We start from the raw sequence: 17,009 nt of genomic DNA, 5'->3' as shown, positions 1-17,009 counted from the left end.
CAGCTATAATTATAGCTGCTTTTTTGATTACACTATTAATAGCTAATACTTAAGCTAATTCAGCCTCTTTTTGCTTATTAAACTTCGCATGCACTAATTTATAAAGTGCAGGCAATATTAATAGCGTAAGTAGAGTTGATGAAATAATACCGCCAACTACCACGGTTGCCAGTGGTCTTTGTAGCTCAGCGCCAGTACCTGTATTTAGCGCCATAGGGACAAACCCTAAGCTTGCCACTAAAGCGGTCATTAATACTGGACGCAAGCGCGAAAGTGCACCGGTTTGTATCGCATCAATTAAACTAAGCCCATCGGCTCTTAATTGTTTAATAAACGACAGCATAACCACACCGTTTAATACGGCTACGCCACTTAGCGCGATAAAGCCAACGCCTGCCGATATTGATAGCGGCATATCGCGTAGCAATAACGCAAGCACGCCACCGGTAAGCGCAAGTGGTACGCCGCTAAATATAATTAACGAATCACGCAGCGATCCAAAGGCGCTGTACAATAAGCCAAATATAAGTAATAAAGTAACCGGCACCACCAGCGATAAACGCTTACTTGCTGATTCTAATTGCTCAAACGTGCCGCCGTATTCAATCCAATAACCACTTGGTAAATTAAGATCTGAATTTAAAGCCGCCTGCGCATCACTTACAAAGCTTGCTAAATCGCGCCCCTCTACATTTGCAGTTACCACTACGTTACGTTTGCCGCTTTCACGGTTTATTTGATTAGGCCCTTTTTCAATGCTGATTGTCGCCACTTCGCCAAGCGGTACAAATGCAAGGTCTGGGTTAGCACTTTTTGGCACTGCCACCGGCAAACGCGCAAGCTGTGTTATATCGCTCGACCAACGTTCATCCAAACGCACTAATAACGAAAAGCGTTTATCGCCCTCAAAAATAAGCCCTGTTTGCACACCGCCTACCGCAGCGCTCACACTTTGCTGTATATCGGTTACGGTTAAACCTAGTAGCGCCATATGATCGCGAAGCGGAGTAACCGAAAGCGTTGGCAAACCTTCCATTTGTTCAAGGCGTACATCGGTTGCACCGGTTATGTTTTGCACCAAGGCTGTGGCTTTTTCGCCGTACTGTTTTAATGTTGATAAGTCATCGCCATAAATACGCACTGCAACATCGGCGCGCACACCAGCTATTAACTCGTTAAAGCGCATTTCTATCGGCTGCGTAAATTCATAGTTATTACCTGGCACTTCATTTACTAAATGGCGAATTTGCTTAACGAGTTCTTCTTTAGATAAAGTAGGATTTGGCCATTGATCGCGCGGTTTTAACATTAAAAAAGTGTCGGCAACGTTAGGTGGCATCGGATCGTTTGCTACATCGGGCGTACCAATTTTTGAAAATACTTTTTCAACTTCAGGTATGGCTAAAATGGCTTGCTCTAGCTCTTTTTGCATTTTTACCGATTGCTCAATACCGGTACCGGTAATACGCAGTGCATGCATGGCTATATCGCCTTCATCTAGCTGCGGTAAAAACTCAGCGCCCATATTTTTAACTTTAAAGCCAAGTGCAATCACTAAAATACCCGCAATACATACCATCACCCACGGTAACTTAAGCGATAGACCAAGTAGCGGTTTATAGCCTTTTTTAATACCACGCATAACTGCATTTTCGCTTTCACTCACCTTGCCACGTACGAATACCGCAATAGCGGCAGGTACAAAGGTAACGGCAAAAATAAGTGCGCCAACTAGTGCGGCTACAACGGTAAATGCCATTGGCTGAAACATTTTGCCCTCAACCCCGCTCAGTGCAAATAACGGTAAATACACCAGCATAATAATTAAAATGCCAAATACTGCAGGGCTGAACACTTCTTTAGTGGCGGCGGTTACCACATTTAAACGCTCGTTTAATGTAAGCAACCTGCCATGTTTATGCTGAGCCATACCGAGTTGACGCAGGCAGTTTTCAACCACAATAACAGCGCCATCAACAATTAAACCAAAGTCGATTGCGCCTAGACTCATTAAATTACCCGATACCCGATTACCCACCATGCCTGTAATGGCAAATAACATACTAAGCGGAATAACCATTGCCGTAATCAATGCGCCAGTTACGTTACCCAGTAGTAGCAGTAAAATAACAACCACTAATACAGCACCTTCGAACAGATTAGTTTTTACAGTTTCTATGGTTTTATCAACAAGGACTGTACGGTCATAAACAGCCTCAACCACAACACCTTCAGGCAAGCTTAGCTGTACGTCTTTGAGTTTATCTGCCATGGCTTTTGCAACTACGCGGCTGTTTTCGCCAATTAGCATCATGGCAGTACCGAGTACGGTTTCTTCACCGTTATAAGTGGCTGCGCCTGTTCTGAGCTCTTTTCCTAAACGCACGTTAGCCACATCCTTTATGCGAACGGGTGCATCATCTCGCTTAGCAACAACCGTGTTGGCTATATCATCAATGCTTTTTAATTGCCCTGGTGAGCGCACTAAATATTGCCCATCAAAGCGCTCTATAAATCCGGCACCTTGATTACTGTTATTTAATTTAAGAGCAGTAATAACATCGCTTAGCGTGAGCTTGTAAGCGAGTAGTTTTTCGGGCATTGGCGCTACTTGGTACTGGCGCTCAAAGCCACCTTGGCTGTTTATTTCGGTAACGCCTTTCACTTTTAAAAGCTGCGGGCGAATAACCCAATCTTGCAAAGTACGTAAGTCTTCTGCACTAAATGGGGTTCCATCGCCTTTTAATGCGTCTTTATTTGCATGCACCGAGTAAGTAAAAATCTCCCCTAGGCCACTGGCAATTGGCCCTAAGTTTGGCTCAATATTGGCAGGTAAGTCTGAGCGAATACTTTGAATGCGCTCACTAATTTGCTGGCGCGCCCAGTAAATATCGGTGCCTTCGTTAAAAATAACGGTTACTTGCGAGAGCCCATAACGCGAAATCGAACGAGTATAATCAAGCTTTGGTATGCCCGCCATCGCAGTTTCGATTAAATAGGTAATGCGTTGCTCGCTCTCAAGCGGGGTAAAACCAGGCGCTTTGGTATTTATTTGCACTTGCACGTTAGTAATATCGGGTACGGCGTCAACCGCTAAGTTTTGTGTGTTGTATACGCCAAATCCTGCAAATAAAAGCGTTAGTGCAAGCACCATCATGCGGCGTTTAACCGCAAAAGAAACTATCCAGTTAATCATGCTGTCTCCTAGTGTGAGTGGCTAGCGCCGCTTTTTAAAATATCTGCTTTTATTACATAACTGTTCTCAGTTACGTACTCACTATTAACAGAAAGTCCTTCTAACACTTCAACCCATTCACTATTTTTAGCACCGAGCTTTACAGCGCGTACTTCAAAAACATTACCGCTTTTAATAAACACGCTAGATTTACCGTTAAATTCCTGAATAGCAGTCGCTTTAACGCGTACAGCCGCATTTATATTTGCAGTGCTAATATCGCTATTAACGTGCATGCCTGGTCGCCAATGCCCGTCTGGATTTTTAAGCTCAACCCGAGCGCGCGCAATATGCCCGCCGCTCATCATTGGCGCGATAAAAAACACCTCGCCTTGCGCGTTTAAATGATGGTGTAAGTCGTACACTTTAGCGTTTTGCCCTATGGCTAACTTTTCAATATTTTCAGGAAATGCCGATAGCTCTACCCATACGGTTTCTAAGTTTACTATTTGCATTAGCGCACTATTTGCAAGTTCACCGCGCTTTAAATATTGCTCGGTAATAACACCTGTTATGGGACTTTTTATGATGTAATTTTGCAGCGTTTCGCGGTTAGTTACGCTTGCAAGCTTGTCACCTTTTTTAACGTTTTGACCAATGCTGACAAATATATCGTTAACTAAACCGGTGTAAGGCGCCATTACTTCAACAGTGCCGTGCGCGGTTGGTGCTATTACACCAAATAAAGTATCCATCAGCTCAACACTGCCTGACTGAGCAAGTTGGGTTTTAATACCTGCGCGCTCAATTGCTTGGGTGCTTAGTGTGGTGCGCCCTTCTTCTTGCTCATAATGATAATTTATTTTAGCCCCTTTATAGCGTGCCATAACGTCAAGTTTAAATGAGTGCGGCTCGTTTACACTTACGGTACTTACTAAATAGTCATCTTCTGCTTTAAAGCGAATAAGCTGTGGTTTTTCACTTAAACGCTGCACATTAATAGTTACGCTTAACTGGTTTATATCAACGGCTTTATTATTATCAAAACCATATATTCGCAGCTCCGTATTACCTGCAAATTGCGTTAATTTAAGCTCTAAATCAAGTTTGTTATTGGTTAGTAAAAATCCGCCGTGAGGACCTTTTTCTGCGTGTTCATCTTTATGACCTTCTTCGTGACTTTCTTCATGATTGTCGTCAGATGCCATAGCCGTGCTACTAAATAGCGGGAATGCAAACAGCTGGGTAATTAATAATGCGATAAGAGTTTTATTCATGATTGATGAGTCTCAATTAAAGGTTGGCCAGTTAAACGCTCAAGGGTAAGTAGCACTTGGTACAGCTCGCTATGAGTGGTGATAAGTGCGCGTTTAGAATCAAATAAAGCTTGTTGAGCGTCGAGTAATTGCAGTACCGAAATTTGCCCTTGCTGATAGCTTTTTAAGCTTTGCTTTATAAGCGTTTGTGCTTGTGGAATTACCTGCTGTGTCAACAGCTGTGCTTGCGCAGCTTTACCTTGGTAATACGCGTACAAGGTGCGTATTTGCTGGCGAAGTTGAATACGTAACTGCCCTTGCTGCTCATTCAGCAGTGCAAGCTGGCTTTGAGCCGCCTCAATATTACCGCTGTTAGAATTACTCAGTTGTAGCGGCATAGAAAACGAAAATACAAACGAGCTGGCATCTGTTTGTTGGTTATAACGCACGCCGCCGCTAAGTGTTAAATCACTTTCCCCGTTTGATTTTTGTAGCGATAAGTTAGCCGTTTGCTGCATATATTGCTGCTGTAACAAAGCAAAGTCTGGTGCTGTATTTACTGCATCAAGTAATGCTTGCTCATTTTTAAGCTTTGTAACTGTAGATAAATCCCCAGCATAATAATCACTGAGTAATTGCTTTTGCCAAAGCTCATTTAGTGCTAAGCGCGAGCGCTCAAATTCACTTTGTAGCATTACGGTATTTAGATCTACTTGGCTTAATGCGTAGCGCATACGTGTTACATCAGCTTGTGAAACTGCGCCCGCTTCAGCGCGTTTTTCTATTGCCTTAAGCGCCTGCTTAACAGTACTTTTACGCTCACTATTTAAAGCTATTAACGCCTGAAACTTAAGTACTTGGTAATAACGCTCAGTAGTAGTAGCAAAAAGCGCTAAGCGCGTATTTTTATACTCAATTGTTTGCGCTTTTATATTTGCAGTCGCGTAATTAACGCGGTTCTGCCGTTTATCGCCAAGCTCTATTAATTGACTCAGTGCAAGTGTGTACTGCGCCCCCGAAAATGCATGGGAGCCGTGGGTCCCTAAAAAATTTTCAGCTTCAAAACTCACCTCTGGATTAGGTGCAAGCGCAGCCTGGGTTTTAAGCGCACTTAATATTTTTTGATGATAAGGGTAGCGTTTAAGCTGTAAGTTTTGCTGCTCAGTATTTGTAAGCGCTTGCTTAAGGGTTAATACGTTTTGATTTTCGCTGTTAGCAAATGCGCTAAATACAGGCAATACGCACAGTAGCGCCACCAGCATTATTGGTTTTTTATTCATATAGCGTGTCCGTTTTTAACAAACAGTGGGTGTGTTACAAATCGTAAGCACCCTAAATAGGCAAAATAGTACCTTTAACGCATATAAGCGCAGGCAATAAAATGCACTGAAATTATCTAAAAAATAATTAAACTAGCTAAGTGAATTAGGCGGCGGAACATCTGGCGGATAATTTAAGCCTTTGTAACAAGCAGGCTGCGTTGCTTGGCTTTGCTCAGGACTTATTGGATGATTTAGCGTACTGTAGTAACCACAGTGGCAATGTTGATGGGCATGAATTTCAGTAGGTGATTGAGCGTCTTCATCTTCTAAACTTGTTTGAGAATGAATATGGGTAACGTGATCGACTTCTTCTTGTAAATGATACACGGCCGCGTCACAGCTAATAAAGCTGTGTACAAGCACTAGGAGTATCACGACTAAAAAGTAGTTTGAGCGCATTGCGACCTATAAAATCCAAAAATACAATTAACAACGCACGCACAATACATTAAACACTTCAAAAAGTAACGAGCTACTTTCTATACATTGATGGCGACATACCCACCGACTTCTTAAAACGTTTGGAAAAAATAAAAATATTAGAATACCCCACATAACTTGCCACATGAGAAATTGGCCAAGCCGTGTTTAACAGTAAGTTTTTAGCTCGCTCAATACGTAAATGAATAAGTTGTTGTATTGGGCTTTTACCAAATAGCGCTTGGCATAAACGATGTAAGTGCGGCGGTGAATAATGCACATGCTCGCACATTACCTCTATTGTCCAATCAAACTGTAAGCGCTTATCTACCTCTTCAAACAAACTAATTAAACGGTTATGCGCCGCACCCTGTGAGTTATTTTGCAGCGTAGCATTTAAGTAATGACTTAAAATAGGCATGACGCTTTCGCGTAAATTAGCATTAGGCTCGCTATATAAAAGCTCCATAGCAAGGTGTAACGGCTCAAGCTTTTGATCGGTTAACACCAATGCTTGCGCTAAATTTAAATGCTGCCAACGTTTAGTGTTTGCAAGGTTTAACCAAATAACATCCCAATGTTCAGCATCAATTTTAACTTCAAAGCTTTGCTTAGCGGGTAGCACAATAAGTGTATTGGCATTGAGTGTGTACTGCTCATTTTGTGTTGTTAATTTACCCTGCCCAGCAAGTGTATAAAAAAGTGTATGTTCTAGCGGTGCTGAGCGTGCTACGCAATAACGACCCGATAGGTTTGAGCAACCCGCAAGTGCTATTTCAAGGTTTGGTATTTGCGCGAGCGTTTGTGAATCAATAAAGCGTTCTATACAACGCGGGCCAATATCGAGTATATCTTTAATGTTATAGCGCATAATTACAATGATAGTTTTGGATAAATAAAAGAGAGCTTTAAGCATAACCCCTGCGATTATTTTTAGCTATATTTAGCAAATTATAATTGCCCGCTTATGCAATAGGATAAACATGACCTCTTTAGAGCACATAATTAATCGCCGCGATTGGGAAAACCCAATTTCAGTACAAGTTAATCAAGTAAAAGCGCACAGCCCACTCAATGGTTTTAAAAGCGTTGAACATGCCCGTACTAACACACAATCGCAAAAGCAAAGTTTAAACGGTCAGTGGGATTTTAAATTATTTGATAAACCCGAAGCGGTCGATGAGTCGTTGCTAAGTAAAACACTAAACAGCGACTGGCAAAGCATTACAGTGCCTTCTAACTGGCAATTACACGGTTTTGATAAACCTATTTACTGTAATGTTAAATACCCGTTTGCAGTTAACCCGCCTTTTGTACCAAGCGATAACCCTACAGGCTGTTACCGTACTGAATTTACGATTACGGCGGATCAATTAGCTCAGCGTAATCATATTATTTTTGAAGGCGTTAACTCGGCGTTTCACCTTTGGTGTAACGGGCAATGGGTGGGTTATTCACAAGATAGCCGCTTGCCAAGCGAGTTTGATTTAAGCGAACTGTTAGTTGCAGGCACCAACCGTATTGCCATTATGGTTATTCGCTGGAGCGATGGCAGTTACTTAGAAGATCAGGACATGTGGTGGCTAAGCGGTATTTTTCGCGATGTTAACTTACTTACAAAACCACAAAATCAAATACGTGATGTGTTTATAACCCCCGATTTAGACGCTTGCTACCGCGATGCAACGCTACATATAAAAACCGCGATTAATGCGCCAAATAACTATCAAGTAGCAGTGCAAGTTTTTGATGGGGAACAGGCGCTATGTGAGCCACAAATTCAAAGCACTAACAATAAACGTGTTGATGAAAAAGGCGGCTGGAGCGATGTCGTATTTCAAACAATTGATATACAAAGCCCTAAAAAATGGACCGCCGAAACCCCTTACTTATACAGCTGTGTTGTAAGCCTGTTAGATGAGCAAGGCAACACTGTAGATGTAGAAGCCTACAACATTGGCTTTAGAAAAGTAGAAATGCTTAACGGGCAGCTTTGCCTAAACGGCAAGCCGCTACTTATTCGCGGCGTTAACCGCCACGAGCACCACCCTGAAAACGGTCATGCAGTTACTACCGCCGATATGATTGAAGATATTAAGCTGATGAAGCAAAATAACTTTAACGCCGTGCGTACTGCTCACTACCCTAACCATCCACGCTTTTACGAGTTATGTGACGAGCTAGGTTTATACGTAGTAGATGAAGCCAATATAGAAACCCACGGCATGTTTCCTATGGGGCGTTTAGCGAGCGATCCGCAGTGGGCCGGTGCATTTATGTCGCGCTATACGCAAATGGTTGAGCGCGACAAAAACCACGCCTCAATTATTATTTGGTCATTGGGTAACGAATGCGGGCACGGTGCAAATCACGATGCTATGTATGGCTGGTCAAAAAGCTTTGACCCTTCTCGCCCAGTGCAATACGAAGGTGGCGGCGCAAATACAACGGCTACCGATATTATTTGCCCAATGTACGCCCGTGTAGATACGCATGTTGCCGACGACGCCGTACCTAAATATTCAATTAAAAAATGGTTAAGCCTACCGGGTGAAACTCGCCCGCTTATTTTATGCGAATACGCTCACGCAATGGGTAACAGCCTAGGTAGCTTTGACGATTACTGGCAAGCATTTAGAGAATACCCGCGTTTGCAAGGCGGCTTTATTTGGGATTGGGTAGACCAAGGTTTATCTAAAACTGACGAAAACGGTGAGCATTACTGGGCTTACGGTGGCGACTTTGGTGATGAACTAAATGACCGACAGTTTTGTATAAACGGGTTATTGTTCCCAGACCGAACACCACACCCTAGCCTGTTTGAAGCTAAATACAGCCAACAGCATTTACAATTTACATTGCGTGAGCAAAATCAAAACCAATACACCATTAAGGTATTTAGCGATTACGTATTTAGGCACACCGATAACGAAAAGCTCGTTTGGCAATTAATGCAAAATGGCGTGTGTGTTGAGCAAGGCGAGCAAGTACTTAATATAGCGCCGCAAAGTACGCACACGTTAACGATTAAAACTAAAACAGCGTTTGAGCAAGGTGCGCAATATTACCTTAATTTAGATGTAGCGCTAATTAACGACTCACACTTTGCAAACGCTCAACATATTATGGATACCGAGCAGTTTAAGCTAATGAACAGTAATAATTTAAACGATAAATCATTTACACCAACCTCTAAGCAAAGCGCTATAAGTGTTAATGAAACTGACTCCCACCTAAATATTGAAAACGATAAGTTTAAACTTATTTTTAGCAAGCAATCAGGGCTTATAGAGCAGTGGTTACAAAACGATACTCAGGTTATTAGTAGCCCACTGGTTGATAACTTTTATCGTGCGCCACTTGATAACGACATTGGTGTAAGCGAAGTAGATAACCTAGATCCTAATGCGTGGGAGGCTCGTTGGTTGCGTGCAGGTATAGGGCAATGGCAGCGCACATGTAGCTCAATTCACGCAGTGCAATCAAGTGTTGATGTACGTATTACTTGTGTATTTAATTACGAGTTTAATGGCGTGCTACAGGCTCAAACACAGTGGCTATATACACTAAATAATACCGGTAATATTAGCCTAAATATTAACGTGCACTTAAACGATATCCTGCCGCCAATGCCGCGTATAGGGCTAAGTACAACGCTTAATAAGCAAAGCGATACAAAAATAAACTGGCTAGGTTTAGGGCCTTTCGAAAACTACCCAGATCGCAAAGCCGCAGCACGTTTAGGTTATTACAGCTTGAGCTTAAATGAGCTACATACACCGTATATATTCCCAACTGATAATGGTCTGCGTAGCGATTGCCAATTACTGAGTATTAATAATTTAACCGTGACTGGCGCGTTTTTGTTTGCAGCTAGCGAGTATTCTCAAAGTATGTTAACTCAGGCGAAACACACTAACGAACTAATTGCTGATGATTGCGTACATGTGCATATTGATCATCAACATATGGGCGTGGGTGGTGATGACTCGTGGAGCCCAAGCACCCATAAAGAATATTTACTTGAGCAAAAGCAGTATAGTTATTCTTTAACTTTTTCAGCTAAATAGGTTATTTAAACAAAAGCAGCGGCCAAATTAGCCGCTGTTTTTTAAATTTATAAACGTTATTTATTAGCTAGTTTTTTAGCTAATACGTTATCAAGCGAAAAACTTCCCGATCCTTGAATGGCAAGTGCAGCCATTACAACAAGTAACGTTAACGCATATTCGTAGCCATTGTTTGCCATAAACAAACCATTACTAATATGCACGCTAAAAATAGCAATTAGCATAGTAAAGCCAGCAACAACCGCTGCTGGGCGTGTTAATAAACCAATAACCAAGGCAATACCACCAAAAAACTCTGCACTACCGGCCATCATTGCTAACCAGTAACCTGGCTCTAAACCAATACTCGCCATCCATTGACCTGTACCTTCAAGGCCATAACCGCCAAACCAAGCAAATAATTTTTGTGCACCATGCGCAGCTAAAATAAGGCCCACAGGCACTCGTAAAATTAATGCTGCTGCGCCTGCTTTTGAGCTAAGTAATGTGTTTAGTAATTTCATGAGTTTTAGTCCTGTTTAATTTATTTGAGCGTTAGATTTCTTCTAACCGTTGAGCACAGTTTACTATCATCATTTGCAAACATTAATACCAGCATTATTGGTTAATTATCAATGCAGTGTTTTTAATTTATTTAATACCAATTCGCTTAATTAAGTGATCTATTTTGAGGATGGAAAAACGTGTTGATAACTAGGCAAAAAATTTGCTATTTAGTTGTTCTAAATGAGAATTTTTTAACGCAAATAGCGATACGTTTAGCCCCGCAAAATGATTAAGTATTATTGCGGATTGGTATAACTCACAAAAAAGCCGCTAGCTTTAAACGTTAGCGGCTTTAAGTTTTAAGTTACTTTAAAATGATTAAGCAACAGCTTGCTCTAAAATTTCGCGGCTTTCTTTAAGCGTAATAGCTTGGTTCTCACCAAGTGCTAGCATGCCATGTGCTTCAAGTTTGCCAATAATGTTGTCAATCGCAGCGGCTTTATCATCGCCATGCTCAGTAAGCACAGTTGCTACGTCAAGGCTGTGGTAAAACGCTTCAATTGCTTCAATTGTTTTCTCCGCTAAGTCGTCAGATTGCTCAAGACCAAATACGTTTTTACCCATTTGCTCAAGCTTTGCTTTTTTAACTGCAAATTGGTTGCGTAGTAAAGAAGGCTGAACAATAGCAAGTGAACGAGCATGATCAACACCGTAAGCAGCTGTAAGCTCGTGGCCAATCATGTGTGTTGCCCAATCTTGCGATACACCAGAACCAATTAAACCATTAAGTGCTTGGTTAGCTGCCCACATAAGGTTTGCACGCCATGCATCGTCTTGGTTTTCAAAGTTATCGCCCAGTTTTTTAAGCGTTCTTAATAGTGCCTCTGCGTAACCTTCTTGAACCAATGCTGTTTCAGGGAATGTTAGGTACTGCTCACAGGTATGAACCCATGCATCTACTAATCCATTCACAAGTTGGCGCTGTGGTAATGTTTTCATTACATCAGGGTCCATAATCGCAAATTTAGGAAGTACTTCTGGTGATGCAAACGGTAGTTTTTGCTTCGTTGCTTCTTTGCTCACAACTGAGTTTTGGTTAGACTCTGAACCCGTTGCAGGCAATGTTAATATTGCACCAATTGGTAATGCACTAGTAATAGTGTGCTTACCAGTAGGAATATCCCAACCTTCGCCATCATAAACTGCAGATGCTGCAATGTATTTAACGCCGTCGATTACTGAACCGCCGCCTACACCTAGTACAAAGTCGATGCCTTGTTCTTTACAAATTTTTACTGCTTGGTCTAGTACTTCTATAGTTGGGTTAGCGCCTACACCCGAAAATTCAACCCAGTCAAAGCCTTCAAGTGCTGCTGCAACTTGGTCGTACACGCCGTTCTTTTTAATTGAACCGCCGCCGTACACTACAAGTACTTTTTGATCCTTTGCGATCAAATCAGTTAGTGAGGCAATTTGTTCTTGGCCGAACTGGATAAGTGTTGGGTTTACGTAGCTAAATTTCATTATTTTGCTCCTAGGTGACGGTTAAATACTAAATATAATGCTTAGTTACTCACTAAGCTAAACTTCAATGAGTGCATATTAGTGGCAAAACAAACATAAAAAAAGCCCAATAACTCGCAAAAGCTTGCCTAAAACTGTCAGTATTGATATTTTAAGCAAAATTCGTACGATAGTAGATGCTTTAATGTCCTCAATAGCCAACATGATGCAAAAATTTGCAGAGCACAATAATTTACTTAACTTTGAAGGCAATATGGAAACCATTATTCCAGGTGTGTATTTTCATCGTGCAAGTAAAAGCTCGCCGCGCCAGCCACTTATATATAACTCAGGTATTATTATTGTTGGGCAAGGACATAAGATAATTCATTTTCCTGATCATCAAATAAAATATGGTGAAGGCGACTACCTTGTTTTAGGTGTGCCTGTGCCACTTGAATGCGAAGCTTTTACCGATAACAACCTACCTGTTATGGGTATTGTTATAGATATAAACCCGGTAATGTTACATAAATTAGTAAACCAAATTGGTACACATAAGCCATTCACCACTGGGCAAATGAGTGGCGTTCAATCGGCTAAAATAGATGGTGCAATGGAGCAAGTAACCCACCGTTTACTTAGTGTGCTTAATAACCCCATTGAGGCTGACGTTTTTGGCGAAGATATAGTAAAAGAATTGGTATATCGCGTACTTTGTGGTCCACAAGGACATACTTTAATAGGGCTTGCTATGCATGATGGGCATTATGCGCGTATCGCCCGTACGCTCTCAACTATGCACAGTAGTTATGCCAATCAAATTACAGTTGAAGGATTAGCTGAAGATGTAAACATGAGCGTATCATCGTTCCATCGTGCTTTTAGGCAAGTAACGTTTGAGTCACCTTTGCAGTATTTAAAAAAAGTACGCTTAGCTAAGGCTAAAGAGCTTATAACCACTAGTGGGAGTAAAGCCAACGAAGCTGCATTAAAGGTTGGCTATACGAGCCCATCGCAATTTAGCCGCGAATTTAAACGCCACTTTAATAAAACACCTAGTGAAATGTTAACTCAACTACATAGCTAAAGATAATGGTCTTAGAGATGTAAATTAACCGAGCGAGTCAATCTTAAACACTGCTTTTTTGGTGTTTAGCATAGCTTGCTTAGCAAATTGACGATTGATAAATTGGCTAAAAATAATAGTAAATAACGTTGAGCAAATGGCAGCTGTTGCGTACACCTGCCAAATCATAAAGTTATGTTTTAACATAAACGCAATCACCGCAAAAAATACACACCCACCTAATGAACCAATAATACCCCCATTAAGAATTTTAAACGTTGAGGCTTGTTTGTCACTAAAGTGGGCAACACTGCCCATTACCGCCAAAATAACCGGAAAGGTAGAGATTAACCCGCTCCACGCAGACCCTATATGCTGTGATATAAAAGTAACAAGCACGATAAAGCTTGTCACTAATATCATTTTTACCGGAAGCTCCCAGCGGGCATTTAATGGTTTTGCATCAGCTGATATATTTAGCTTTGTAGAGATAATAGTTAAACCGAGTAAAATACAAAGCGAAACCACACTCGCCACAATAATATTCACTGGTAAAAATAAAGTAATAACGCTAAATACACACCAAATACTTAACGCTGTAAAAAGCGATTTAAGCATTCCAAACCTTCGTGATACAACCAAGTAACTAAAACAAAATAAACCTATGCCGCTCATTCCATATAAAGATGCCACAGCAGAGTTTGCAGCAAATAATTTACCTTGCTCTAATGCTATAAAATAAGATATTGGGCCCGAGGTGATAGGCAAGCCAGGAATTATGCCGCTAACAAAACTACCAAAGCGTTTTTGGGCGAATGTTATTAGTAAAATAAGCAAAGGTGCAATTATGAGTTTAAGCAGCATGAATAACAATAAAGTATGAGAGTTGGAATCGAGTTTACGTGGCTATACCTACATTGTAGAGTGAATAAAAATCATGCATGTAGTGTAATTTTTTTCACCTGTAAGTATTAACTAATTTATCAAAACACTGATTAATAGTTATAAAAAAAACCACTTATTAAAGTGGTTTTTTAGCTTAACTTAAACAACAGCATTTATACTTTTTTAAATAAAACCTCTGGGTTTACCATGGTTTTCATTTCAAGCACATTGCCATTTGGATCTTCAATAAAAAATGTTTCTTGCTCAAACTCATCACCAATAAAACGGCGGTATGGTTTATCTAGGTATTCAATACCCGCATCTTCAATACGTTTTTTTAATCCATTAAATTCATCTTCAGATAAGTGAATCCCAAAGTGGGGTACTGCTACAGCTCCCATATCAACATCATGGCGAACTGTTGGTAAGCGCTCAACACTCTGGTGCAAGGTAAGTTCATTACCCCAAAAATCTATATCTACCCAGCGACCTTCTTCACTGTTACCGGTTTTACAGCCTAGTACGTCACAATAAAACGCTTTAGCCACTTTTAAATCGCCAGCCGGAATAGCCAGATGCAAACAGTTAGACATAAATAACCCTTGGTTAACACTTTAATACATTAAATTATCGCCATTATACATAATTTGTGATTTATAGAACATTAACAGCAACGCTATTAAGCATATTTAATACCTAAAAGTCGTTTAAAAAACATGCTTTTTAAATGTGTAATTACTTATAACATTTATTTGTTAGAGAGTATTAGAAAGCGCAAAAGGATTAGTTTAAAATGCGCCGCTATGATTAAATTCTTACTTTTAAAATTCATTACTTTCTTTTTAGGCTTTGTAGCTTGCTTTGCTATGCACACTACTTTTGCACTGCCTTTAGTAATTTCTGCTGCGCTAACGGGGCTTATAGGCTCGTTTATTCCCTTTCCTGCGCGTTATAAAAATCATCCTTATGCTGCAATTTATGCTGGTAGCTTTGCCGGTATGTGTTCAACCCATTTAATTACCAGTTACTGGGAAATTGCTATTATTTCGCTTATTGGCTCAAGTTTGTATGTGCTTACTATGAATATGTTTACAGGCTTTGGCGGTAAGCTTGGCAGTGTTGCCTTTGCTAGTGTGGCACTTTTTGTATTAGCTAAAGGAATTGTATTATGAGTATTGAATACCCGTTACTTGTACTGCTTGGGGCCTTTTTAACATTTTACTTGGCTAAACATAGCCGCTTTGATGGGGTTAGAGCGTCGTCTTCACTTTCTATTATTGCTTATTTAATTTTTAGCGCTTTAAATTTAAACCCCGATTTATACGCAATTGTATTTTTTGGCGGCACATTCATAGGTATGAGCGCCCCACATCGATTTGGTATTTATACCGTAGCAAGCTCATCTATTTTGTTTTCAATATTATTTGAGTTCCTTGTACCAAAACTTGACGGCTACGGCGGTGCATTAGGTATTAGTGCATTTTTGTCTGTATGTATCTGCCATACTTGTATTTTATTGGGTGCCCCAAGAAGTAAAAAACCACAATAACTTATTTATGTTTAATGCTACTTGTAGGGTAGCCAAATAGCACTCTACATTTAGCTTTTATTCCTGATGCCTTATAAACACCTTTAAATAAGTGCTCCCACTGATGAAACGTAATAACGACTGGGTTATTGCTATTAAGCTGCCCTATAATGCCGTATTTACAAGGCTTTGATTTATCTTCTTCTACAAAGGTGCCAAATAACTTATCCCAAATAATAAGTACACCTGCAAAATTTTTATCAAGGTAACCTGCATTTATTGCGTGATGAACTCGATGATGCGAAGGCGTATTAAATACTTTTTCAAACCAGCCTAACTTACCCACTATTTGAGTATGTACAAAAAATTGATACGCCAAATTTAATGCAACCACGCTAAATACTGTTAGCGGTTCAAATCCAATTAAAATCATAGGTAGCCAAAACATCCACATACCGGCTACGGGGTACATTAAGCTTTGCCTAAATGCGGTGGTGAAATTCATTTTAGTTGAACTATGGTGCACCACATGTGCAGCCCACAACCAATGAATATGATGCGATGCTTTATGAAACCAATAATACAAAAAATCTTGCAGTAAAAATGCAAATGCAATACTTAATATACTTACTTCAATATCAAACAATCTATAGTCATACAACCAATTAAATAAAGGCATTAATAGCAGTAACGCAATAGCATCGGCGCCTTGGTGCAATAGCGCTAACACTGTATTTGCTAGGCTATCTTTTATGTCGTAATAGCGCTTAAACTTAATAAACTCAGAGCAAACAAATATCAAAAATAATGGACTCAGAGCGAGTAAAATAATTTCTGAGTTCATGCTTTACCCACCAAAAAATAATTATTTAAATTGTTTAACGCTTGGGTTATATCTTTTGTAATAACATATTTAAGTAATGCATTTGGCATCCACCACGGAGCTGAGCAGCTTATGCAATAGTTAAGTTCGGTAACTAAAGTATTGATGTCTTTATTTGCAATGAGGTATATATCGCCTCGATGATTAGCTACTGGTTTATCGCCTACTATTTGATAACTGATATGATTTTGATCGGCACTGATTATTTGCTCTGAAAACGTTATTTTACCTATTTTTACTTGCCTAACAGATCCTTTCCCGCCTTCTATTTGCCCTTCGTTTTGTGCTTGTAGCAGCTTAAATTTGGCATTAAAAAATCGATGCAACTGTTGATGATCCAATAGTGTGCTTATTATTTGCTTTGGCTGTGCATTAAGCGTTTGTTTAATTGTTATAAGTATCATTTTTACAG

15 protein-coding genes are annotated in these 17,009 nt (G+C 40.3%); 4 read left to right on the top strand and 11 right to left on the bottom strand.

The features are described from left to right. Positions 1–49: 49 nt before the first annotated feature. The 5 genes from BW142_RS14425 to BW142_RS14405 form a co-directional block, all read right to left on the bottom strand. Complete coding sequence (locus BW142_RS14425) at positions 50–3,196, bottom strand: CusA/CzcA family heavy metal efflux RND transporter (protein WP_076925301.1); 3,147 nt, start codon at positions 3,194–3,196, stop codon at positions 50–52. Positions 3,197–3,204: 8 nt separating this feature from the next. Then, positions 3,205–4,452, bottom strand: coding sequence for an efflux RND transporter periplasmic adaptor subunit (locus tag BW142_RS14420; RefSeq protein ID WP_076925300.1), 1,248 nt, complete (start codon positions 4,450–4,452; stop codon positions 3,205–3,207). Then, positions 4,449–5,711, bottom strand: a complete 1,263-nt coding sequence (locus tag BW142_RS14415; protein WP_076925299.1) for a TolC family protein — start codon at positions 5,709–5,711, stop codon at positions 4,449–4,451. The genes BW142_RS14420 and BW142_RS14415 overlap by 4 nt, the downstream gene beginning before the upstream one ends. 132 nt (positions 5,712–5,843) lie before the next feature. Next, positions 5,844–6,152, bottom strand: coding sequence for a hypothetical protein (locus BW142_RS14410; RefSeq protein ID WP_024600694.1), 309 nt, complete (start codon positions 6,150–6,152; stop codon positions 5,844–5,846). 73 nt (positions 6,153–6,225) lie between these two features. Beyond that, positions 6,226–7,044 carry a helix-turn-helix domain-containing protein gene (locus BW142_RS14405; protein WP_076925298.1) on the bottom strand — a complete coding sequence of 273 codons (819 nt, stop codon included), beginning with the start codon at positions 7,042–7,044 and terminating at the stop codon, positions 6,226–6,228. Between the two features lie 112 nt (positions 7,045–7,156). On the opposite strand from BW142_RS14405, the gene BW142_RS14400 reads away from it, so the two are divergent. After that, positions 7,157–10,243, top strand: a complete 3,087-nt coding sequence (locus tag BW142_RS14400; RefSeq protein ID WP_076925297.1) for a beta-galactosidase — start codon at positions 7,157–7,159, stop codon at positions 10,241–10,243. Between the two features lie 56 nt (positions 10,244–10,299). Here BW142_RS14400 and BW142_RS14395 read toward each other — a convergent pair whose 3' ends face one another. Both BW142_RS14395 and BW142_RS14390 read right to left on the bottom strand, forming a co-directional pair. Continuing rightward, a complete protein-coding gene (locus tag BW142_RS14395; RefSeq protein WP_076925296.1) occupies positions 10,300–10,746 on the bottom strand; it encodes a DoxX family protein in 447 nt (148 codons plus the stop codon). A 361-nt stretch (positions 10,747–11,107) separates the two neighbouring features. Continuing rightward, positions 11,108–12,253 carry an iron-containing alcohol dehydrogenase gene (locus tag BW142_RS14390; protein WP_076925295.1) on the bottom strand — a complete coding sequence of 382 codons (1,146 nt, stop codon included), beginning with the start codon at positions 12,251–12,253 and terminating at the stop codon, positions 11,108–11,110. Positions 12,254–12,437: 184 nt separating this feature from the next. On the opposite strand from BW142_RS14390, the gene BW142_RS14385 reads away from it, so the two are divergent. Continuing rightward, positions 12,438–13,322: an AraC family transcriptional regulator gene (locus tag BW142_RS14385; protein WP_076925329.1), complete on the top strand. Its 885-nt coding sequence runs from the start codon at positions 12,438–12,440 to the stop codon at positions 13,320–13,322. A gap of 24 nt (positions 13,323–13,346) precedes the next feature. Here BW142_RS14385 and BW142_RS14380 read toward each other — a convergent pair whose 3' ends face one another. Both BW142_RS14380 and BW142_RS14375 read right to left on the bottom strand, forming a co-directional pair. Beyond that, entirely contained in the window at positions 13,347–14,165 is an 819-nt protein-coding gene (locus tag BW142_RS14380) for a hypothetical protein (protein ID WP_076925328.1), read from the bottom strand. 194 nt (positions 14,166–14,359) lie between these two features. Next, positions 14,360–14,779: a VOC family protein gene (locus tag BW142_RS14375; RefSeq protein ID WP_002962853.1), complete on the bottom strand. Its 420-nt coding sequence runs from the start codon at positions 14,777–14,779 to the stop codon at positions 14,360–14,362. 273 nt (positions 14,780–15,052) lie between these two features. Here BW142_RS14375 and BW142_RS14370 point away from each other — a divergent pair, with 273 nt between their 5' ends. Both BW142_RS14370 and BW142_RS14365 read left to right on the top strand, forming a co-directional pair. Further along, entirely contained in the window at positions 15,053–15,358 is a 306-nt protein-coding gene (locus tag BW142_RS14370; RefSeq protein ID WP_002962854.1) for a hypothetical protein, read from the top strand. Beyond that, a complete protein-coding gene (locus BW142_RS14365) occupies positions 15,355–15,735 on the top strand; it encodes a hypothetical protein (RefSeq protein ID WP_010554619.1) in 381 nt (126 codons plus the stop codon). Before BW142_RS14370 ends, BW142_RS14365 begins: the two co-directional genes overlap by 4 nt. Position 15,736: 1 nt before the next feature. Here the strand turns inward: BW142_RS14365 and BW142_RS14360 are convergent, their stop codons facing one another. Beyond that, a complete protein-coding gene (locus tag BW142_RS14360; RefSeq protein WP_076925294.1) occupies positions 15,737–16,558 on the bottom strand; it encodes a sterol desaturase family protein in 822 nt (273 codons plus the stop codon). Continuing rightward, positions 16,555–17,001 (bottom strand): SRPBCC family protein, encoded by a 447-nt coding sequence (locus BW142_RS14355; RefSeq protein WP_076925293.1) that lies wholly within the window; start codon positions 16,999–17,001, stop codon positions 16,555–16,557. Before BW142_RS14355 ends, BW142_RS14360 begins: the two co-directional genes overlap by 4 nt. Between the last annotated feature and the right edge of the window lie 8 nt (positions 17,002–17,009).

It is taken from the genome of Pseudoalteromonas sp. EB27, assembly GCF_001974875.1.
Lineage (GTDB): Bacteria > Pseudomonadota > Gammaproteobacteria > Enterobacterales > Alteromonadaceae > Pseudoalteromonas.
This window is presented reverse-complemented; position numbering and strand designations above follow the sequence as displayed.